Source organism: Pseudoclavibacter sp. RFBG4 (genome assembly GCF_002931515.1).
In the GTDB taxonomy this organism is placed as follows: Bacteria; Actinomycetota; Actinomycetes; order Actinomycetales; family Microbacteriaceae; genus Pseudoclavibacter.
On record NZ_PSYC01000007.1, the window covers coordinates 42,711 to 61,535 of the forward strand.

The 18,825-nt window shown below is 68.8% G+C and carries 21 protein-coding genes; 9 read left to right on the top strand and 12 right to left on the bottom strand.

Going from position 1 to position 18,825, the window contains the following annotated elements; genetic code table 11:
- The first annotated feature begins 10 nt into the window (after positions 1–10).
- Positions 11–1,126, top strand: a complete 1,116-nt coding sequence (locus C5E10_RS01880; protein ID WP_104330194.1) for a bifunctional 2-methylcitrate synthase/citrate synthase — start codon at positions 11–13, stop codon at positions 1,124–1,126.
- Positions 1,127–1,326: 200 nt separating this feature from the next.
- Here C5E10_RS01880 and C5E10_RS01885 read toward each other — a convergent pair whose 3' ends face one another.
- The 4 genes from C5E10_RS01885 to upp all read right to left on the bottom strand — a co-directional run bounded on the left by C5E10_RS01885 (position 1,327) and on the right by upp (position 3,985).
- Positions 1,327–1,659: a helix-turn-helix transcriptional regulator gene (locus C5E10_RS01885; RefSeq protein ID WP_181062592.1), complete on the bottom strand. Its 333-nt coding sequence runs from the start codon at positions 1,657–1,659 to the stop codon at positions 1,327–1,329.
- A complete protein-coding gene (locus C5E10_RS01890; protein ID WP_308471699.1) occupies positions 1,643–2,008 on the bottom strand; it encodes a MarR family transcriptional regulator in 366 nt (121 codons plus the stop codon). The genes C5E10_RS01885 and C5E10_RS01890 overlap by 17 nt, the downstream gene beginning before the upstream one ends.
- A 259-nt stretch (positions 2,009–2,267) precedes the next feature.
- Complete coding sequence (locus tag C5E10_RS01895; RefSeq protein ID WP_104243493.1) at positions 2,268–2,963, bottom strand: winged helix-turn-helix domain-containing protein; 696 nt, start codon at positions 2,961–2,963, stop codon at positions 2,268–2,270.
- 386 nt (positions 2,964–3,349) lie between these two features.
- Complete coding sequence (gene upp, locus C5E10_RS01900) at positions 3,350–3,985, bottom strand: uracil phosphoribosyltransferase (RefSeq protein ID WP_104243489.1); 636 nt, start codon at positions 3,983–3,985, stop codon at positions 3,350–3,352.
- Positions 3,986–4,066: 81 nt separating this feature from the next.
- Between upp and C5E10_RS01905 the strand changes: the two genes are divergently transcribed.
- The gene (locus C5E10_RS01905) at positions 4,067–4,528 is read left to right on the top strand and encodes a nucleoside deaminase (protein WP_374953476.1); all 462 of its coding nucleotides are present in this window, start codon (positions 4,067–4,069) and stop codon (positions 4,526–4,528) included.
- Between the two features lie 21 nt (positions 4,529–4,549).
- Here C5E10_RS01905 and C5E10_RS01910 read toward each other — a convergent pair whose 3' ends face one another.
- Positions 4,550–4,849: a hypothetical protein gene (locus tag C5E10_RS01910; protein WP_146080122.1), complete on the bottom strand. Its 300-nt coding sequence runs from the start codon at positions 4,847–4,849 to the stop codon at positions 4,550–4,552.
- A gap of 217 nt (positions 4,850–5,066) precedes the next feature.
- Here C5E10_RS01910 and proC point away from each other — a divergent pair, with 217 nt between their 5' ends.
- The 3 genes from proC (at position 5,067) to C5E10_RS01925 (ending at position 8,908) form a co-directional block, all read left to right on the top strand.
- Positions 5,067–5,906: a pyrroline-5-carboxylate reductase gene (proC, locus tag C5E10_RS01915; protein WP_104330197.1), complete on the top strand. Its 840-nt coding sequence runs from the start codon at positions 5,067–5,069 to the stop codon at positions 5,904–5,906.
- 91 nt (positions 5,907–5,997) lie between these two features.
- Complete coding sequence (locus C5E10_RS01920) at positions 5,998–7,551, top strand: DnaJ domain-containing protein (protein WP_104330198.1); 1,554 nt, start codon at positions 5,998–6,000, stop codon at positions 7,549–7,551.
- 103 nt (positions 7,552–7,654) lie between these two features.
- Entirely contained in the window at positions 7,655–8,908 is a 1,254-nt protein-coding gene (locus C5E10_RS01925) for a CPBP family intramembrane glutamic endopeptidase (RefSeq protein ID WP_104330199.1), read from the top strand.
- 111 nt (positions 8,909–9,019) lie between these two features.
- Here C5E10_RS01925 and C5E10_RS01930 read toward each other — a convergent pair whose 3' ends face one another.
- Together C5E10_RS01930 and C5E10_RS01935 are read right to left on the bottom strand one after the other, a co-directional pair.
- A complete protein-coding gene (locus tag C5E10_RS01930; RefSeq protein ID WP_104330200.1) occupies positions 9,020–10,219 on the bottom strand; it encodes a M20 family metallopeptidase in 1,200 nt (399 codons plus the stop codon).
- Between the two features lie 55 nt (positions 10,220–10,274).
- Positions 10,275–11,849: an AbgT family transporter gene (locus C5E10_RS01935; RefSeq protein WP_104330201.1), complete on the bottom strand. Its 1,575-nt coding sequence runs from the start codon at positions 11,847–11,849 to the stop codon at positions 10,275–10,277.
- Positions 11,850–11,958: 109 nt separating this feature from the next.
- On the opposite strand from C5E10_RS01935, the gene C5E10_RS01940 reads away from it, so the two are divergent.
- Positions 11,959–12,978 (top strand): Lrp/AsnC family transcriptional regulator, encoded by a 1,020-nt coding sequence (locus C5E10_RS01940; RefSeq protein WP_181062593.1) that lies wholly within the window; start codon positions 11,959–11,961, stop codon positions 12,976–12,978.
- Here C5E10_RS01940 and C5E10_RS01945 read toward each other — a convergent pair.
- Positions 12,971–13,639: a TrkA family potassium uptake protein gene (locus tag C5E10_RS01945; protein WP_068478414.1), complete on the bottom strand. Its 669-nt coding sequence runs from the start codon at positions 13,637–13,639 to the stop codon at positions 12,971–12,973. The two genes, C5E10_RS01940 and C5E10_RS01945, sit on opposite strands and share 8 nt — an antisense overlap.
- A complete protein-coding gene (locus C5E10_RS01950) occupies positions 13,632–15,089 on the bottom strand; it encodes a TrkH family potassium uptake protein (protein ID WP_104330203.1) in 1,458 nt (485 codons plus the stop codon). The genes C5E10_RS01945 and C5E10_RS01950 overlap by 8 nt, the downstream gene beginning before the upstream one ends.
- Positions 15,090–15,299: 210 nt before the next feature.
- Here C5E10_RS01950 and C5E10_RS01955 point away from each other — a divergent pair, with 210 nt between their 5' ends.
- The 3 genes from C5E10_RS01955 to C5E10_RS01965 all read left to right on the top strand — a co-directional run bounded on the left by C5E10_RS01955 (position 15,300) and on the right by C5E10_RS01965 (position 16,116).
- On the top strand, positions 15,300–15,512 hold the full coding sequence (locus C5E10_RS01955) for a helix-turn-helix domain-containing protein (RefSeq protein WP_104243471.1): 213 nt from the start codon (positions 15,300–15,302) through the stop codon (positions 15,510–15,512).
- Positions 15,513–15,618: 106 nt separating this feature from the next.
- On the top strand, positions 15,619–15,717 hold the full coding sequence (locus C5E10_RS01960; RefSeq protein ID WP_082775156.1) for a 30S ribosomal protein bS22: 99 nt from the start codon (positions 15,619–15,621) through the stop codon (positions 15,715–15,717).
- Between the two features lie 135 nt (positions 15,718–15,852).
- A complete protein-coding gene (locus C5E10_RS01965) occupies positions 15,853–16,116 on the top strand; it encodes a glutaredoxin family protein (RefSeq protein ID WP_258070957.1) in 264 nt (87 codons plus the stop codon).
- Between the two features lie 25 nt (positions 16,117–16,141).
- Here C5E10_RS01965 and C5E10_RS01970 read toward each other — a convergent pair whose 3' ends face one another.
- The 3 genes from C5E10_RS01970 to C5E10_RS01980 are packed head-to-tail and all read right to left on the bottom strand — an operon-like array spanning position 16,142 to position 18,809.
- A complete protein-coding gene (locus C5E10_RS01970) occupies positions 16,142–17,056 on the bottom strand; it encodes an FHA domain-containing protein (protein ID WP_181062594.1) in 915 nt (304 codons plus the stop codon).
- 38 nt (positions 17,057–17,094) lie between these two features.
- On the bottom strand, positions 17,095–18,282 hold the full coding sequence (locus C5E10_RS01975) for a M23 family metallopeptidase (protein WP_104330205.1): 1,188 nt from the start codon (positions 18,280–18,282) through the stop codon (positions 17,095–17,097).
- A complete protein-coding gene (locus C5E10_RS01980) occupies positions 18,279–18,809 on the bottom strand; it encodes a hypothetical protein (RefSeq protein WP_104330206.1) in 531 nt (176 codons plus the stop codon). Before C5E10_RS01980 ends, C5E10_RS01975 begins: the two co-directional genes overlap by 4 nt.
- Positions 18,810–18,825 lie beyond the last annotated feature (16 nt).

The window sequence follows — 18,825 nt, forward strand, 5'->3', positions numbered from 1 at the left end:
CAGGTCAACGATGACTGAGCAGGAGATCTACAAGGGCCTCGCAGGGGTGCCCGTCGACTACAGCGCCATCTCGAAGGTCAACCCGGAGACCAATTCCCTGCTCTACCGCGGCTACCCGGTGCAGGAGCTCGCGGCGCAGAAGAGCTTCGAGGAGGTCGCTCTGCTGCTGTGGGGAGGCGAGCTGCCGAGTGACGCGGAACTCGCGGAGTTCGTGGCACAGGAGCGCTCTGGCCGTGCGCTCGCCGACAACGTGCGCTCCATCATCGACGTCCTGCCCGTCACGGCGCATCCCATGGACGTCGTGCGGACGGCCGTGAGCGTCATCGGCGCCAACGACCCGGACGCGGACGACCCATCGCCCGAGGCGGAGCTCGCGAAGGCGAAGGCCCTCTTCGCTGCACTCCCAGCGATCGTGGCCTACGACCAGCGCCGCAGGCACGGCCTGGAGCTCGTCGAGCCTCGCGACGACCTCGACTACTCGCAGAACTTCCTCTGGATGACGTTCGGGGAGGAGGCCGCCCCCGAGGTCGTCGATGCCTTCCGCGTCTCGATGGTGCTGTACGCCGAGCACTCCTTCAACGCCTCCACGTTCACTGCACGCGTCATCACGTCGACCACGGCAGACCTCTACTCGGCGGTCGTGGGCGCGATCGGCGCGCTCAAGGGCGCCCTGCACGGTGGCGCGAACGAAGCGGTCATGCACACGTTCGCGGAGATCGGCGACGCGGCCAACGTCGAAGCCTGGCTCGATGACGCGCTCGCGAACAAGAAGAAGATCATGGGATTCGGGCACCGCGTGTACAAGAACGGCGACTCACGCGTTCCCACCATGCACGCCGCCCTCGATCGCCTCGCCGAGCACTACGACCGACGCGACCTGCTCGAGCTCTCCGAGGCGCTCGAGCGGAGCTTCGGCGAGCGGAAGGGCATCAAGCCGAACCTCGACTATCCAGCGGGCCCGGTCTACCACCTCATGGGCTTCGACACCCCGACCTTCACGCCCCTGTTCGCCGCGGCGCGCATCACGGGATGGACGGCTCACATCATGGAGCAGGCCGGAGCCAACTCCCTCATCCGCCCGCTCGCCGTCTACAACGGCGTCGACGAGCGCCACCTCGAGGGCTGAGGCGGGCCAGCCGTCGCTGTAGGCCATCCGTCGCTGTCGGCCATCCCCACCCGCCGCCACCCCGCGACTCGGGATGGAGAAGTCACTTCGTTCTGGAGAACTTCCCGCAACGACGGGAGTTCTCCAGCCCGAGTCTCGAGGGTCGCGACTGGGGGGGGCGGAGGCTCAGGATCGGGCTCGGGGCCGGTTCTGGGCCGAGCTCAGCGGGGGCGGATGCTCGCCGACGTCGCCTGGAGCTTCGTCGCCTCAAGGCGATACAGGCCCCACGTGCCGCTGCGCTCGTAGGTGAGATAGCCGCCGTCGACGAGGATCCGCAGGTGGTGCGAGGCGGTCGACTGCGCGCATCCGAGCGCTGAGACGAGTTCCGTCACGGTCGTCGGCCGGTCTGGATTCGCGGCCACGTGAGACAGGATGCGCAGCCGCGTCGGGTCAGCGAGCACCTGGAGTCCGTGCGCGAGCGCGTTGGCGGTCGCCGCATCGAGCGGTGCTTCGGACGCAGCACCGGCCCACGCGAAATCAGGCGCCGAAGTCACGCCCGCGACCACCCGTCTGGCCGACGCGCAGCTTCGTGCAGAGGTGCTGCAGGGTGCGGAGCTCATCCGCGTCGAGCGAGCTGGTCATCCGCTCCTGGATGTTGCGCATGTGCGTGCGTGCCGCACGAGTGAACTCGGCGCGGCCTTCCGGCGTGACCTCGATGAGTGTCGATCGCAGGTCGAGCCGGTCGTCGATCTTCACGAGGAACCCGCGCTGCACCAGCCGATCGACGAGCCTCGACACCGAGGACTGCGTGATCAGCACGTTGCGATTCAGGTCGCGGAGCCGGATGCGTCCCTGTGGCTCCCGCACGACGTTGAAGAGCACGTCGTACTCGTTCATCGACATGGAATTGCTTGAGAACTCGCCGCGCAGCTCTCGCATTATCGAGACCTGGGCTCGGAAGAGGGACTCCCAAGCCTCCACTGGGTTGCTCGTCGTCGGCATCCGGCCTCCAGCTTCGTCGTCTCGTCAGCTTCCGTTGCAGTGTACTGGCCAGTACATCAGGCGACGGAATCCGGCGCGACGACGCGGCGCCAGAGGCCGCATCCACTCACCGCAATGCGGCGCAGAGGCCCGGTCCCGGCGGGGGATGGGGCCAGGCCGATCAGAGGCGGTCGGGTGACTGTGCGTTCGGGTAGAGCACCTCGACGTCGGCGTGACGGTCGAAGCGGTAGCCGGTGCCGCGAACCGTGCGAACGATGTCTCCGTAGGCGCCCAGCTTGGAGCGAAGGCGGCGGACGTGCACGTCGATGGTGCGCTCGTTCGGGCGCTCCTCGTCGCTGTCGCGCCACAGGATGTCGATGATCTCGGTGCGGTCGACGGTGCGTCCCTCGCGCAGCACCAGCGCCTGGAGGAGCTCGAACTCCTTGTACGTGAGGCCCGCGTTCTCGCCGGAGACGCTCACGCGCTTCCGAGTCGTGTCGATCGTGACCCCCTCGGCGGAGTCAGGCAGGTGGTCCTCCTCGACCCCGCGGGCGGCGAGCGCCTGAGGGTCCTGCAGTGCGAGGCGGACGACGTCGACGTCGCGACCGCCGGCGCCCTTCGGAGCCAGCGCGACGGCTGCATGCGTCTCGGCGTGCGGGGCGACTTCGGCGGTGACGCGCTTGAGCGCTTCGACGAGCTCGGTGAGCGTCGTTCCGTCGAGGTTGGCCTTCGCTTCGTCGAGACCGACGTAGAGGACGAAGCCGCGCGCTTCAGGCGCGGCGGGGACCGCCTGGACATAGGCGGGGCGAGGAGTTTCTGGGATCTGGGTCACGGCATTCAGGGTGCGAGGGCGGCGGAAGTCGGTAGCAAGCGACATGGGAGGAAGTCCTTCGAGGTGATGATGCTCATGGCACCCACCTGCGGGCGGGTGCTGCCCGCGACGGTTCGCGGACGGTGCCGAGGGGCTGGAGCCTCGGCGGGATGCGGTCGAGTGCAGAGTGCAGCGCGACCACGCTGGCCCAGGGGGCGCAGGGCTCCTTCTTCATGGGACAGGCCATCATGAGAGAAGGGGGGCGGAGAATGCGGCGACTCGACGGAGGGTGAGTTCCGGAGTCAGCGGCACATTCGACAGCACATCACGCTGCTGGGCATCATCATGCCAGCGGTTCCCGTCGCCGAAATGGCGGTCAGGGGTCGCGAGAGGTTCGTCATGCCGCCAGTATCTTTCCCCGTGACGGCACATGTCAACAGATGACGCGAAGTTTATTCCGCGACGCCGTAGAGGCGATCGCCCGCATCGCCGAGTCCCGGCACGATGAAGCCGTCCTCGTTCAGCCCCTCGTCGAGGGCTCCGACGACCACCGTGACGTTCTTGTCGGCGAACGCCTCACGCATCTTCTCGATGCCTTCCGGCGACGCGACGATGCAGATCGCCGTGACATCGACTGCCCCCGCGTCGAACAGGAAGTCGATCGCGGCGACAAGTGAACCGCCTGTCGCCAGCATCGGGTCGAGGGCGAAGCACTGGCGGTTCGCGAGGTTCTCGGGGAGGCGCTTGGCGTAGGTCTCCGGCTGCAGCGTCTCCTCGTTGCGGCGCATGCCGAGGAAGCCGACCTCGACGTTGGGGACGAGCTTCAGGAACCCGTCGAGCATGCCGAGGCCCGCGCGGATGATCGGGACGACCAGGGGCACGGGGTCCGTCATGCGCAGGCCCGTCGTCTTCGCGACCGGGGTCTGCAGCTCGTACGACTCGGTGCGGACGTCGCGGGTCGCCTCGTAGCTGAGGAGGGTCACCAGCTCTTCGACCAGCGAGCGGAACTGCTGCGACGAGGTCTTCTCGTCCCGCAGCACCGAGAGCTTGTGGGTGATGAGCGGGTGGTCGGCTACGTGCAGGCGCATGAAATACAGAGTAACGATGCTGGAGGCATCCCGGTGACATCCGGTCGATGAGATCGGGACCGTGATGGGAGGATGGGCGGCGTGTCACTCCACGTCGACGAGCGCCTGCACGAGCTCATGGGAATCGCCCTCGGTGAGGCCGAGCTGGCGCTTGCGAGCGCTGACGTCCCCATCGGTGCGGTCGTGACCGACGCTGCGGGCGAGGTCATCGCCACGGCGCACAACGAGCGGGAGCTGACCGGGGACCCGACGGGGCACGCGGAGGTGCTCGCGATCCGCCGCGCGGCCGAGCGTCTCGGTGGCTGGCGCCTCGACGGATGCACGCTCGTCGTCACGCTCGAGCCCTGCGCCATGTGCGCTGGGGCGATCCTCTCCTCGAGGGTCGGCACGCTCGTCTACGGCGCCTGGGACGACAAGGCCGGCGCCGTCGGCTCGCGCTACGACCTCGTGCGCGACCGGAGGCTGCCAGAGCGTGCTGTGGTCATCGCGGGGGTGCGCGAAGCGGAATGCGCGGCGCTCGTGCGCGGGTTCTTTCGGGACTGAGCGCTGCGGAGCCCTCGCAGGTCAGTCGACGGAGCGGATGACGATCGACTCCGTGCTCACGTGCACATTGTGTCGCTCGGTCACGTCGGGCTCGACGAAGATCGACTCCGCGTGCGGGGCGGCCTCGCGCACGAGCGCGCGGAGCTGAGCGAGGACGGGAGGCAGATCGAGCACCTGCGGGAGGTTCAGCACCGAGACGCGGACTCCCACGAGCGTCACGCGGTCATCGACTTCCACGCTGCGCACCTGGAGCACCTCGCCCACGTGCACGTTTTCGAGCAGCAGTTCGCGAATGTGTGCGGCGAGTTCCTGATTCGGCACGAGTTCCCCTTCGACGGTGACGAGTAACGGCCAGCATACCGAGGCCACCTTGGCGCCTCTCAGAGCAGGTGCTGCATCGCGGCGCCCTTCATGGTGCATCCGTACAGTCGCGATGCCGGGGCGGCGTCGACCTGGCCAGTGTCCGCGGGCGGCGGAGAGGCGGCGCGCGAGGGTGCACGGCAGGCGAATGTCGGTGGTGCATCCGTACAATCCCGGTATGACGGCACTCACCTACGCGTTCCTCGGCGGCGGCAACATGAACGGCGCGATCCTGCGCGGGCTGCTGGATGCGCCCCTCGGTGACGGGGCGCGAATCCACGTCACGACGAGGTCAGCGGCCTCGGCGGCGGCAGGCGAGAGCGACGACCGGGTCACGACGACGGCCCTCGAGTCCGATGCGCGTGCGAACCTCGCCGCGGTCGAAGAGGCTGACGTCGTCGTCCTCGGCGTCAAGCCCTACCTGATCGGCGAGCTGCTCGACGAGATCGCGCCGTCGCTCAAGCCGGACGCGGTGGTTATCTCGGTGGCGGCCGGAGTGCGTCTCGAGAGCCTCGCGGCACGGCTTCCCGACGGCGCGCAGATCGTTCGCTCGATGCCGAACACGCCCGCGAGCATCGGCCTCGGCGTCACCGGGCTCGCCGCGAACGACTCGACAGGCGAGGCCGCGCTCGCGGTCGCCGTCGCGCTCTTCGAGAGCGTCGGCAGGGTGGCCACCATCGATGAGGACAACATCGATTCGCTTGCCGCGGTCTCCGGTTCGGGACCAGCACACGTGTTCCTGCTCATCGAGCAGTACCTCGAGGCGACCAGGCGCCTCGGCTTCGACGAGGGGCTCGCGAGGCAGCTGGTCGTCGGGACGTTCGAGGGTGCCGTCGGCATGGTCGTCCGCGATCCCGAGACCAAGCCGTCCGAGCTGCGACGGCGGGTGACGAGCCCCAAGGGAACAACCGAGCGCTCCGTCGCGGTGCTGCAGGAAGCCGACCTCGCCGGCCTCTTCGAGCGTGCGTTCGACGCGAACCGGCGTCGATCGGCTGAACTGGCCGCAGAGAACTCCTGAGTCCACTCGCCCGCTCGCCCGCACGCCGACGGGCGACGAGGCGATCACTGCGTAGGCTTGGGCACTTGAACCAGGAGCGGGAGGGGCGGCCATGAGCGGTCGACGGCACGTCTTCACAGAAGACCTCTACCTCGTGCTCGGCGTCTCCAGAACGGCGTCCCTCGAAGAGGTCCGTCGTGTCGGGCGTGCGAGGCAGCGAGAGTCCCACCCCGACCTCGGCGGCAGCTCCGACGACTTCGTCAGGGTGCGACTGGCGGTCGAGGTACTGACCGACGAGTCGACGCGGCGGGAGCACGATGCGTGGCTCGCTGGCGGCGGCTCACGTCGTGTCCGCACCCAGCAGCGCGCGCAGTGGGCGCCGACGAGCAGGCGCTCAGCCGGTGGCGGCGGGCGGTTCCGCACACCCCCTCGCGCCAGCGCGAAGCGGGACTCGGCCGCCTCCGCTCCGCGTCGCAGCGCCCACGCCGAGCCGGCGACGCGGGATGCGCCGCCGCCGTCGCGCATCCCCGCGCAGGTCTTCGATGTGCGGCGCATGGCGTGGTTCCGCACGCGCTGGCCTGAGCAGCCCGCCTACTGGCCTCCCGCGGTCGCCGCGAAGCGCCCGTACACGCGCCGTGAGCTGATGGCGGTCTCGATACACGCTGCGATCGTCGTCATCGGTGCGCTCCTGCTCCTGGTCGACGCGTCGTTCGTGCGCCTCACGGTTCCCACGTTCGGGCCGGGGCAGGAGCCGACCATGTGGCCCGCGGTGCTCGTCTACGTGGCGGTCAGCGCGGGTTGGCTGACCCTGCGGCTGCGTGTCCGAGCGCAGCGCTGGGCTCTTGTGCTGTGGCTCGTGACGCTCGTGGTGGCCGTCGTCGCTGGCGTGCTGTCGGCGACGCTGGGTGTCATGTCCCTGTTCGCGACGACTGCAGGCATGCAGAACCCGGCGTTCGCGAGCCTGCTCGTGCAGGCCGCCATCTACCTTGCCGCCGCGGTATCCGGCTACTTCGCCTGGTCCGGCCTCACGCAGCGCCGCGTCGCGGTGACCCGCGAACGACTCCTCGTCCAGCTCGCCAACGAGTCCGCGCCCCCGGCGGGAGACGGCAGGCGAGTCTGGGGTGAACCCGGCCAGACGGCGATGGACGCCGGCGGAACCGCGGGCGGCACGAACCCGATGCGGGCGTTCCTCGCGCAGCGCTCGGTCGGCGAACCCCTCGCCCAGCTGCTGCGCATCCCAGGTGTGCGCATCGTGCACGGCCTCCGGGTTCCAGGCCAGGGCACCGGATCGATCGCACACGCGGTGATCAGCGGCCGCCGCGTGGCGCTCATCAACGACGAGCTCTGGGCGCCGGGCACCTATGGCATCTCGGCAGACGGCGAGCTCACGCACAATGGCGTCGCCTTCTCCTCGCCCGCGGCGGAGTTCCCGCACGCCGTCGAGCGATTCCACGAGCTGTTCGGCGAGATGTCGGTGGTCCGGGGGTGGATGACCGTCGTCGCGGAACGCGAGGGGACGCTCGAGGTCGACAACGCACTCACCTGGCAGCGTGTCAGGCTCGCCACCACGGAATCGCTGCTGCGAGAGGTCGGCGACTGGCTGGCGGGCGACGGCAATCGCGTCGACCGACTGCTCCTGCGCGACCTCGTCGCCCACAAGCGCTGACGCAGCCGCACCCCGGGCACCTCCCTCGTGCAGCGGAGAGACCGGATGAGGAATCATTCGTGCGGCTGATCCCCGGGCATCCGCTCGTCGGTAGCGTCGAAGCATGAGCAACCACGGCATGACTCCGACCCCGACCGGCAGTGCACCGCTCACCGAGCAACCCGCGACCGGCAGCAGCAGACTCACGTACGACCATGCGCTGAGCCCGATCGGACGCGGCAAGGGGTGGTGGAGGGGGCTCCTCTTCATCGCGTTCCTCGTCGTCGGCTTCTTCATCAGCTCCATGACCATCGGTGGTCTCGGGATCCTGATCTCCACCTTGACCGGGGAGATCAGCCAGCAGCAGCTCATGGACGCCGTCGAGAGCGGCATCGTCCCCATGACACCCGCGATCTTCGTGACGAACAACCTGGCGCTCGCGGCGCTCCTCCCGCTGGCGTACCTCGGCCAGCGGATGCTGTTCGGCGTCCGGCCGGGCACGATCTCGTCGGTCACGGGCCGCTTCCGGTGGGCGTGGTTCCGCAAGCTCGCCCTGGTCATCGTCCCGGTCTTCGCGGTCTACTCGGCTGGGCTGTTCCTGCTCGAGCCAGCCGAGGTCAACATCGATGGCACGGCGATGCTCATGCTCGTGTTCGTGCTGCTGACGACGCCCTTCCAGGCCGCGTCGGAGGAGTACGTGGCGCGTGGCGGCTTCCAGCGCGCCGCAGGCTCCTGGTTCGCTTCGCCGCAGCTGTCCTTCATCATCGGCACCGCGGTCTCCGCGACGCTGTTCTGCCTCGCCCACGGGGCTGGCGACTGGTGGCTCATCGGGTACTACTTCTTCTTCGGCGTCATCATGTCGGTCACCGTCAAGTACACGGGTGGGCTCGAGAGCGCCGTGCTCATCCACGCGGCCAACAACGTCATGCTGTTCATCCCCTCCGTGCTCACGGGGCAGCTCAGCGAGGGCATCGACCGCTCGGAGGGTGCGGGTGGACCGATCATGCTCCTCCCTGCCGCGTTCCTCGCAATCGTCGCGGCGTTTGTCATCTGGCGTGCCAAGAAGGAGGGCGTCGAGACGACGACGGCGCCGCTCGTGACCGCCAAGCAGCGCAAGGAGGAAGCGGCGCGCGCCGCCTACGAGCTGTACGCGCAGCAGCAAGCACAGCTCGCCCAGCAGGCCGCGCAGCAGCCGATGCAGACCTACGGCGACGCAGCCGGCCAGACCTATGGCCAGGCTCCGGCGCAGCAGTACGGCCAGGCTCCGGCGCAGCAGTACGGCCAGGTGCCGCCGCAGCGCGATGGACAGGCGCCGAACCACGGTCAGCAGCAGTCGGACTGGGCGCCGCCAGCCGACACGAACCGGGGTCGCGAGTAGCGCCCGCCGCTCGGCTCGAATGGCCGGGCACGACGAAGCCCCTCGAGATGGACCCAGTGTCCATCCGAGGGGCTTCGTCGCAGCAGCGTCCAGGACCCGCCGCAGGATCGATCAGCGTGCGTCGAACGCCGCTTTCGCCTCGACCGCGAGGCTCGGTTCGCGGAACACGGCGAGTGCAGTCGCGGCGAGCATGGCCGCGCCGTCCGCGATCGTGACCGAGGCATTCGGGCCGTCCGCTGCCTCCGCGAACTCCCTCGTGTGCGTGACCCCGTCGGGGATGAGCTGGATCATCGGGTGGATGGAGGGCACGACGTGGCTGACGTTGCCCATGTCGGTGGAGCCAGTGATGGGCTCCTCCGTCACCGCGCGGCCGAGCCGCTCGTACGCAGTGCCGGCGATGCCTGCGAGCACCGGGTTCGAGATGAGCGAGTAGTAGGCGGGGGTGTTCTCCTCGATCAGCACCGCGCACCCGGTTGCGATCGCGGCCCCCTCGAAGCAGGCGCGGACCCTCGGCACGATGTTCTCCAGCAGGTGGTCCCGCTCATTGGCGCGCACGAAGATGCGCAGCGACGAGCGCTCGGGGATGATGTTCGGCGCCTGGCCGCCATCGGTGACGATGGCGTGCACACGTGCGTCGTCGGTCAGCTGCTGGCGGAGCAGTCCGATCGCGGTCAGCGACAGTGTGGAGGCGTCGAGCGCGTTGATGCCCGTCTCGGGGCTCGCGGCAGCGTGGCTGGCACGCCCCGTGAACGTGACGTCGAGGGCCACCCGCGACAGCGTCGACCCGCCGACGGTGTTCGTCGCCGCCGGGTGCACCATGATCGCGAGGTCGATGCCATCCAGCACGCCGCCCTCGATCATCGGGACCTTTCCCGCGGCTCCCTCCTCGCCAGGGCTGCCGATCACGACGACGTGGGCGGGAGTGCCGGGGGCGGCGGTCAGTGCGTCCTTGAGCAGGATGCCAGCACCGAGTCCGCTCGCCGCGATGATGTTGTGCCCGCACGCATGCCCGATGCCCTCGAGGGCGTCGTACTCGCAGAACACGGCGATCGTCGGGGTGTCCTCACCCGCATCCGGGGTCGACCAGCGGCCCACGAAGGCCGTGTCGAGGCCGGCGAAGCCACGCTCGAGGGCGAAGCCCGCCGACTCGAGCTCGGACGTGAGCCGTGCCGCGGCGTGCACCTCGGTGAAGCGGATCTCGGGGTTCGCGTGCAGGTCGGCGGCGACGTCGACGAGCAGGGGCAGTCGCGCTGGAAGCTGTGCGCTCAGCTCGTCGACGATCGCGGGCACGTGGTCGGTGCTGATGTTCATGCTGGGTGTTCCTCCAGTGGGGTCGGGGTGTGGGTCGAGTGGTCAGGCGTGCACATCAGCCGCCCATCATGAGGGAGTGGCCGGGGCCGACGGGAAGCTCGAAGATTCCCCAGACGAGCAGCTGCAGCAGCCAGACCCCCCAGATCGCGATCGTGAACGGCATGACGAGGCTGAACAGCGTGCCGAGTCCACCCTTCGGCGCCCACTTCTGCATGAGGCCCAGGACGACCGGCAGCAGCGGGTTCATCGGCACGAGCGGGTTCGAGGCGGAGTCGGTGATGCGGAACGCCGCCTGCACATAGGCGGGGTCGACGCCGTTGAGCATGAACATGGGCACGAAGATCGGCGCGAGCAGGGTCCAGAGCGCCGAACCGCTGGTGAGCAGCAGCGCGGGGACGAACACGAAGATGCTGAAGATCATGAGGCCGCCGATGCCGCCGAGGCCCGTCGCCTCCATCGCGTCAGCACCGCCCGTGGCGAGGAGCAGGCCGATCTGCGACCACGAGAACCAGGCGATGGCCTGTGCCGCCGTGAAGATGACGACGATGAACGGCACGAGCTCCTTGACCGCTTCCGTCATCATGCTGGGCACCTGCGCCCAGGTGGTGAGGGTTCCGGCAGCGATGCCGTACGTGACACCACCGACGAGGAACATGAACAGGATGAAGATCGGGATGCTCGACATGAACGGCGAGCGCAGGATCGCGCCACCTTCACCCTGCAGGGCGGAACCCGGCAGCAGGAGGAGGACGACCAGGACCGCGAGGTAGGCGACGATCGCCACCGTGGCGATGAGCAGCGCGCGACGCTCTTTGCTGGTCGCCGGTCCTGATTCGGAGTCGGGGGTGAGCGCGCTCGGAAGGAGCGTGTTCTTCGGGGGCACGAAGGTGCCCAGCTTCGGCTCGAGGAAGCGCTGGCAGACGAACGTGATCGTGATGGACAGGATCACGGTCGAAGAGGCGAAGAAGTAGTAATTCGCCAGCACCGAAACCTCGGCACCCGGTTCGACGATCTGGGCGGCGCTCGTCGTGATGCCCGACATGAGCACGTCGGTGCCCGCCGGGACCACGTTGGCGCTGAACCCTGCGATGACGGCCGCGTATGACGTGATGAACCCGGCGAGCGGGTGCCGGCCCGCGGCGAGGAAGGCCGCTGCCGCGAGTGGGGGAAGGATGATGACGGCGGTGTCCGAGGCGAGGTTGCCCATGAGGCTCACGAAGACGACGACGTACGTGACGGCCCACTTGGGCGCGGACAGCACCGTGGCACGCATGAACGTGCTCAGGAGGCCGGTGCGCTCGGCGACGCCGATGCCCAGCATGACCGTGATGATGAGGCCGAACGGCGGGAACGTTATGAAGTTCTCGATAGCCGTCGAGACCGCGTAGATGAGTCCCTCCGCCGAGAGGATGCTTCGGATGGGAATGACCTCGCCGGTCGCAGGGTCGATCGTCGTCGCCCCGAGCCCTGCCGCGATGGCCGAGGCGACGGCGACGAGGCCGGCGAGGATGAGGAAGAGGAAGAACGGATGCGGGAGTCGGTTGCCGACGCGCTCAACGCCGCGCAGCATCCTTCCGCTGAGTCCTGGCGCCTCCGCGAGCGTGAGCTCCGTGGTGTCAGTCCGAGTCATGGGCACTCCGATGTTCGAGGGGACTTCGCTGTCCTGAGTGTTCTGATTGTGCTTTACGGCGGTGTTACATCGGTCGCATCGGCCGCCAACTTGGTCCAAGATGTTCGATATGGATCTCAAGCCGCGAGAACTCTCCCCGGTGTTGTCCGAATCGGACCTCGCGCTCATCGACGTCATGCAGGAGGATCCGCGCGCTCCATGGGCGCAGATCGGGCAGACGATCGGAGTCTCCGCACCGACAGCCCGGCGCAGATGGGAACGTCTCCACGCCGAGGACTCCGCCTGGGTGACCACGCACGTCGGCTGGAACTCCGGGGTCGTCACCGCCATCGTCGCGGTGCAATGTCGGCCGGGGTCGGTCGAGACCGTCATCGACGCCTTCGTCACTCACCCGAGGGTCGTGACCATCGCCGAGATCACCGGCGATCACGACCTCATGCTCACCGTTCTCGTCCCCGACGTGCACGAGCTGCGCCGGTTCCTGCGTGTCGGCCTCACCTCCCACGCCGATGTCGCGCGCATGCGCACCATGCTCGTCACTCGGATGTTCCTCGACGGCTCGCACTGGCGGTCCGGGTTCGGAGTCTCATCCCGGCCTGCCGAGCCCAGGGACGGAAGCACGTCAGCGCCCTCTCCGCTCTCACCCGCGCTTGCGACGGCGATCAGCGTCCTCGAGCGCGACGGCCGAGCGCCGAGCAGCGAGCTGGCATCGGCACTCGGCGTCTCGGAAGCTCACGCCAGGAGGTTCGTGCACCGCGCCGTGCGGTCGGGACACATCGTGCAGCGCATCGACGTGCAGCTCGAGCAGCCACGCTGGCCCTACTCGCTCGTGCTGTGGATGGTCGTGCCGGCCGGACGCCTCTACAGCGCCGCAGCCCGCATCAGCCAGCGCCAGTCGGTGCGTGCCTGCGCGGCGCTCGCGGGAGGCAGCGCCAACCTGTACGCCATCGTCTGGCTGAGCTCACTCGCAGAGGCGCCGGACGTGGAGATGCAGATCGTGCAGGACGGTGACGTGCGCGTCGTCGAGCGCAGCATCATGCTCCACTACAGCAAGCGCATGGGGCACGTCTTCGACAGCGAGCAGCGCAGGACCGGTCACGTGCCGTGGGCCGCCGGGGCGGTTACGTGAGCGCCGCGAAGCGCTCCACATCGGAGGCCGAGCCGGACACGATCACGAGGTCGTGGTTCGAGACCACCGTGTCCGCCATCGCGTAGGTGAAGGGCTTGCCCGGGCTCTTCACCCCGACGACCGTCACCCGGTACTTCGTGCGAACGCCGGACTCCATGAGGGGGACGCCCCGGATCGCCTTCGGCGGGTAGAGCTTCACGAGCACGAAGTCGTCATCGAACTGGATGAAGTCGAGCATGCGCCCCGAGAGCAGGTGCGCGATGCGCTCGCCAGCCTCCCGCTCCGGGTAGATGACGTGGTGCGCGCCGATGCGTCCCAGGATCTTGCCGTGTGTCGCCGACATCGCCTTCGCCCAGATCTGCGGCACCTTCAGGTCGGAGAGGTTCGCCGTGACGAGCACGCTCGACTCGAGCGACGTGCCGACGGCGACGACGGCGACGGCGAACTCGTGCGCGCCGATCTGCCGCAGGGCTTCGATGTTCCGCGCATCCGCCTGCACGGCATGCGTCACCCGCTCCGCCCACTTCTGGACGAGTCCCTCGTCGGTGTCGACCGCGAGCACCTCGCGGCCCTGACGCTGCAGCTGGCCCGCGGTCGCAGCGCCGAACCGGCCGAGGCCGATGACGAGCACCGGCGCATTGTGTGGAATCGGCTCACCCAACGATGATCCTTTCTTCGGGCAGCCTGAACAGCTGCTTGTGCTCGCTGGAAGCGAGCGCGGCGGCCATGGTGACCGTGCCCACGCGGCCGAGCCACATGGTGATGGAGAGAATGTACGCGCCCTGCTCTGGCAGGTCCCCGGTGAGCCCCGTCGAGAGGCCGCAGGTGGCGAATGCGCTGATCGCCTCGAAGATCGCCTCGTCGAAGGGCACCGAGGCGAAGTGCATGAGGGAGATCGAGGAGACCGCCACGATCGTCGCCCCCCAGAGCGTCACGCTGACGGCGAGGCGCAGCACATCGTTCGGGATGCGGCGGCCGAACGCCTGGATGTCGTTGACGCCCCTCGCCTCGGCGAAGGCTGCGAGGAAGAGGATCGCGAGCGTCGTCACCTTGATGCCGCCCGCCGTGGATGCGCTGCCGCCACCCACGAACATGAGCATCTGCATGGCGAGCATGGTGGCGGGGTCGGCGTCGGCGAGGTCGATCGTGGAGAAGCCGCCCGAGCGGGTCATGGCAGACATGAAGCCAGAGGTCACCGGCCGGAACCAGGGGTCCTGCGCGCCGATCGTCTGCGGGTTGTCGCCCTCGAGGAAGTAGATGGCGACCGCGCCGAGCACGAAGAGCAGCACGGTCGTCGAGATGGTCAGCTTCACGTGCACCGAGATGCGCTGCTTCGTCTTCACCCAGCGCGTGAGGGCGAAGATGACGGGGAAGCCGAGGCTGCCGAGGAAGACGGCCGTCGCGAGGCACGTGAGCATCCACACGTCCGTCGCGAAGGGCGCTATGCCGCTGCTCGTCGGCATGAACCCCGTGTTGGTGAACGCCGACGTCGCCCAGAAGAAGCCGTCGAGGATCGCGTCCCAGAGCGGCTCGCCGGCGATCAGGAGGCGCGGGATGATGAGCATCGCGATGATCGTCTCGATGATGACGAGCGAGATCGCGACGGTCGCGAGGATCCCGCCGATGTCGCCCAGCTTCACCGCCTGCGACTCGGAGACGGGGCCGGCGTGCGTGCGCAGCGCGTTGCTGTCGCTCGCCGCGACGAGCTTCTGCCGCAGTCCGAGGCGCCGCGTGACGATCGCGCCCATGATGCTCGCGAGCGTCAGCACTCCGATGGCCCCGACCTGCATGCCGAGCCACACCATGAAGTGGCCGAAGCCCGACCAGTGGGTGGCCATGTCGACCACGGAGAGGCCCGTGACGCAGATCGTGGAGACGGCGGTGAAGAGCGCCTCATGGAACGGAGTCATGGTTCCGTCGGCCGAGGAGATCGGCAGCATGTAGATCGTCGTCCAGAGCAGGATGATGCTCGTGAAGATGATGACCGCGAACCGGGACGGCGTGTGATGGGCGAAGTCGTCGATCTTCCGGCCGACGGCCGCGACGATGCGCCGCAGCAGCCCATCCGTGTCCACGGGTGCGGGGATGCTCGAGGCCCGCGGAGTGCGCATCCCATCCCCAATTCACTGCACCGTCGACGACGCCGCGCGTGCGCGAGGCGTCGGTCATGCTACTCCTCGCGGGTGGAATCGCGAATCCGTGGCACGGCATGATTCGCTCTGGACCTTGTTTCTGCAGTGCTCTGGGCCATAAGGTGTTCAATTGACACTCACTTCACTTCCGTAACGCGCGGATCATCTGTCACCTTGGAGCTGCAACACATGGCAAACGACCTGTCTGATGTGCGGTTCCTGACCGTTGCCGAGGTGGCAGAACTCATGCGGGTCTCGAAGATGACGGTGTACCGACTCGTGCACTCCGGTGAACTTCCCGCGGTGCGCTTCGGCCGCTCGTTCCGGGTGCCGGAGTCGGCGGTCTCCGAGGCCATCAAGCAGTCCGGCCGCGGAGATGAGCTCGACCAGCACACCGCCTGAGTTCCGCTGGACACAGGGTTACCGGCAGGTGACGTGTAAGCTGGCGCGAGCGATGCCGCAGCCTACCGTTGCGCACACCTCGTACTTGTAGATAAAGGATGTTCCTATGGGTTCAGTAGTCAAGAAGCGCCGCAAGCGCATGGCGAAGAAGAAGCACCGCAAGCTGCTTCGCAAGACTCGCCACCAGCGTCGCAACAAGAAGTAGTCGCGACGACGCAGAGCGCCGGGCCCTCGGGTCAGGCGTTTTCTGCGTTAAGGCGCTGGTCCGCCGGTCGAGTGCTGGCACGACGGCGGCCTCCGCGCCTGCCGTCGCAGGGCACTCGTCTGCGAGACTCGAGGCATGACGGATGCGCGCGTTCCGATGGTCACCTTCCTGGGCAAGCCGGGCTGTCACCTGTGCGAGCAGGCTGAGCCGGTGGTGCGGGAGGTGACGGCTCGTCACGGTGCCGCACTGTCGGTGCTCAGCATCCTCGACGACGAGGCACTGCAGCGGCAGTATGGCGAGCTAATCCCGGTTGTCCTCGTCGATGGGGTGCAGCACTCGCAGTGGTTCGTGGAGGCCGAGCGGCTAGATGCCGCGCTCGCGGCTGCGGCGCGCGCGTAGGGGCGGCCGGTCGCTGCCACAGCACTCAGCGGAAGCTGGCGGACTCGGTGCTCACGCGGCAGAGGACGTCGCCGAGTCGCAGCTGCGCACCGTCGGGGACGCGGTAGACGACGCCGGGCACGAACGTCGAGGTTCGTCGTCCGCCGAGGTGCACGCCGTGTGTCGAGTGGTAGTCGGTGACGAGGATGCGGCCCGCGTGGTCGACGTCGACGAGCGCGTGGGTGCGGGAGACCGTGCTGTCTCGGCTGTCGACGCGAACCGGGATGCGGCCGTCGACGGGTGACGGGTTGCGGCCCAGCGCCGCGCTGCCCGAGAGGACCGCGCGTGAGTCGTCGTCGAACTCGATGACGAGGGCTCGGGGCGAGGCCGGCCGTCGTGGTGACGTGCGAGCTGCCCCCTGCTGCCTTGAGCTCTCTCGGGGTCTTCGGGAAAGCGCGGGCGATGGTGCGGTCGGCTGCGGCTGCGGCTGCGGAGCTTCTCGACGGAGCTCGCGTCTGCCGGTCCGTCGACGCTCGCCCGCACCGTCCTCCTCGGGAGTCGAAGCCTTGGCGTTGCGACTCAGCGGTTCCAGGGCGCCGCAGCCCTGGCACCGAGCGTCTGCGGCGCTCGACGTGCATCCGCACGCGCGACACGTGCCGGTCACCGCGACCGGCGCTGGCAGGTCCGGCTCGGTGCGGTAGGGCCCGTCCTCGGTGTCTCCGGGGTCAGCGGCGCCAGACGGATGCACCACCAGCTCGCGCATCCGGTCGCGCTCGTGCAGCTCGAGTCGGACGGGGCGTGCGATCGTCTGCGCGATGCGCGTGCACCGCGCGACGACGGCGGCGCGTGCCGCGTCGCGATCCGACGCGGAGATCCGGCGCACCACGGAGTTCCAGGACAGCTCACCCTGGCCGTCAGCTCCGAGCCGCGCGGTGATCCGGGGCCACAGGGGCACCGCCATACCGGGCTCGGCAGCGGCGGGCCGTCGCCTCCTCGCCATCAGAAGCTCACCCCTCGGGACGCCAGGAACGGGAGTGGATCGACGCGGCTGCCGTCGACGACCACCTCGAAGTGCAGGTGGCAGCCGGTCGACTGCCCGCTGGTGCCGGTGATGCCGATCTGCTGCCCCGCCGTGATCGTGGCTCCGACCCCGACGAGGTAGCCGTCCGCCTCCATGTGCAGGTACTTGGTGATGAGGCCCCCGCCGTGGTCGACGACGATCGTCCCGTTACCGGAGCTGTCCGGTTCGGCCTCGATGACGGTGCCCGACTGCGCGGCCCAGATCTGGCCCCCACAGCCGCCGGCGGCGAGGTCGATGCCGTTGTGCATGCGCCACTCGAAGTCGGTCGGGTGGAACCTGTTGCCGAACGTATCGGTGATGCCGCCCAGACCGGGAGCTGCCCAGCCGCCCGGGCTCACCGGCGTGCGGCTGCCGCCGTCAGGGGTGGTTGCTCCTGCTCGCGCGGCGCCGCATCCGTCACCGTCCGAGCCGCTTGCGCTCGCACCGGAAGCGAGTGCTCCGTCACCGAGGCCCGTGCTGGACGCGCTGATCGTCTCGCTGACGGCGACGGCTGCCTGCCAGTACTTCGAGTAGTGCGCCGGGTCGGCGTTGCCCTGGACGCGGTGAGCTGCCTCGGAGGGGGTGAGCGCGTCTCGCTCGGTCACCGCGAGTAGCGCTGCGAAGAAGTTGTCCGCGCTGATGCGCGGGTCCATCCTGTCGGAGTAGCTGCCCCAAGCGCCGTTGTCCCGCTGCTGGAACAGGCCTCGTGAATCAGGGCCAGCCTCGTCGCCGTGGTCGATGACCAGCAGTGTCGACTCGCCGATCGCGGTCATGACGCCGATGACCTGATCGCGCGTGCCGAGCCCAGCCGCGCGGCCCGCCAGCAGGATGTGGGCCGCGTTCGACAGCTGGGCACCGGCGAACTCGACCTGATCTTCGCCGATCATGGTGCGCACCTCGAGCGCTGCCGCGGATTCCGGCTCGGCGTCCAGGCCCGCGCTCGACTTCGCCTTGGGCCCAGCGTCGGAGAAGACTCCCGGCAACGGGAAGTCGGGCGTCGCGCAGGCGGCCACCCCCACGAGCGCGGTGCTCGCGATGGCCGCGACCACGAGCGCGCCGAGCAGGAGGCCGGGAGCGAGCAGGGCCACGATCGCAACGCCCCACCAGAGGCCGTTCCGGGTGCTCACGAGCTCGACTCCTGGGGTGTGATCTCGGCGACGAGCCAGGGCCTGGAGCTGCCGTCGCGCACGAGCAGAAGGCGGTAGGAGCCCGACTCGGTCGGTGCGGTGACGTGAGCCAGGTACCCGCTCGTGTGGCGCTCGAGGTGCGTCGCGGCGGTCAGGGAGGCGCCGGGGATGGTGGTGGGGTCGACCGAGCTCAGCGCGGCCATCGCCGACGCCGTGAGATGCGGTTCCAGCGCTTCGAGCCAAACGCGTGGCGAGATCTCGCGGCCGAGATACGCCTCGATGGCGGCAGAGGCGACGGCCAGAGCCTCCGCGTCAGAGGCCTCGTCATGCGTCGGAGACGGCCCAGGGGGCTGCGTGTCGACGTGGTCATCCTGCGGCCCACGGACGAGCTGGGTCGGTGCCGATGGCGAAGCTGCAGCGATGGCTGGAGCGCGCCCCGGCACCTCCGCGGGCGAGCAGCCGCTCACGCACACGCTCACACCGAGGGTGATGGCGGCAAGCCCGGCGGCAATGATCCTTCGGCGCATGGAGCACCCCCTTCTC

Coding starts and splice junctions, on each gene's coding strand:
- C5E10_RS01920 (WP_104330198.1), top strand. CDS start 5,998: ATGAGCGGTCGACGGCACGTCTTCACAGAAGACCTCTACCTCGTGCTC.
- C5E10_RS01960 (WP_082775156.1), top strand. CDS start 15,619: ATGGGTTCAGTAGTCAAGAAGCGCCGCAAGCGCATGGCGAAGAAGAAG.
- C5E10_RS01950 (WP_104330203.1), bottom strand. CDS start 15,089: ATGCGCACTCCGCGGGCCTCGAGCATCCCCGCACCCGTGGACACGGAT.
- C5E10_RS01940 (WP_181062593.1), top strand. CDS start 11,959: ATGGATCTCAAGCCGCGAGAACTCTCCCCGGTGTTGTCCGAATCGGAC.
- C5E10_RS01955 (WP_104243471.1), top strand. CDS start 15,300: ATGGCAAACGACCTGTCTGATGTGCGGTTCCTGACCGTTGCCGAGGTG.
- upp (WP_104243489.1), bottom strand. CDS start 3,985: ATGCGCCTGCACGTAGCCGACCACCCGCTCATCACCCACAAGCTCTCG.
- C5E10_RS01880 (WP_104330194.1), top strand. CDS start 11: ATGACTGAGCAGGAGATCTACAAGGGCCTCGCAGGGGTGCCCGTCGAC.
- C5E10_RS01925 (WP_104330199.1), top strand. CDS start 7,655: ATGAGCAACCACGGCATGACTCCGACCCCGACCGGCAGTGCACCGCTC.
- C5E10_RS01935 (WP_104330201.1), bottom strand. CDS start 11,849: ATGACTCGGACTGACACCACGGAGCTCACGCTCGCGGAGGCGCCAGGA.
- C5E10_RS01890 (WP_308471699.1), bottom strand. CDS start 2,008: ATGTCGATGAACGAGTACGACGTGCTCTTCAACGTCGTGCGGGAGCCA.
- C5E10_RS01980 (WP_104330206.1), bottom strand. CDS start 18,809: ATGCGCCGAAGGATCATTGCCGCCGGGCTTGCCGCCATCACCCTCGGT.
- proC (WP_104330197.1), top strand. CDS start 5,067: ATGACGGCACTCACCTACGCGTTCCTCGGCGGCGGCAACATGAACGGC.
- C5E10_RS01970 (WP_181062594.1), bottom strand. CDS start 17,056: ATGGCGGTGCCCCTGTGGCCCCGGATCACCGCGCGGCTCGGAGCTGAC.
- C5E10_RS01965 (WP_258070957.1), top strand. CDS start 15,853: ATGACGGATGCGCGCGTTCCGATGGTCACCTTCCTGGGCAAGCCGGGC.
- C5E10_RS01930 (WP_104330200.1), bottom strand. CDS start 10,219: ATGAACATCAGCACCGACCACGTGCCCGCGATCGTCGACGAGCTGAGC.
- C5E10_RS01895 (WP_104243493.1), bottom strand. CDS start 2,963: ATGTCGCTTGCTACCGACTTCCGCCGCCCTCGCACCCTGAATGCCGTG.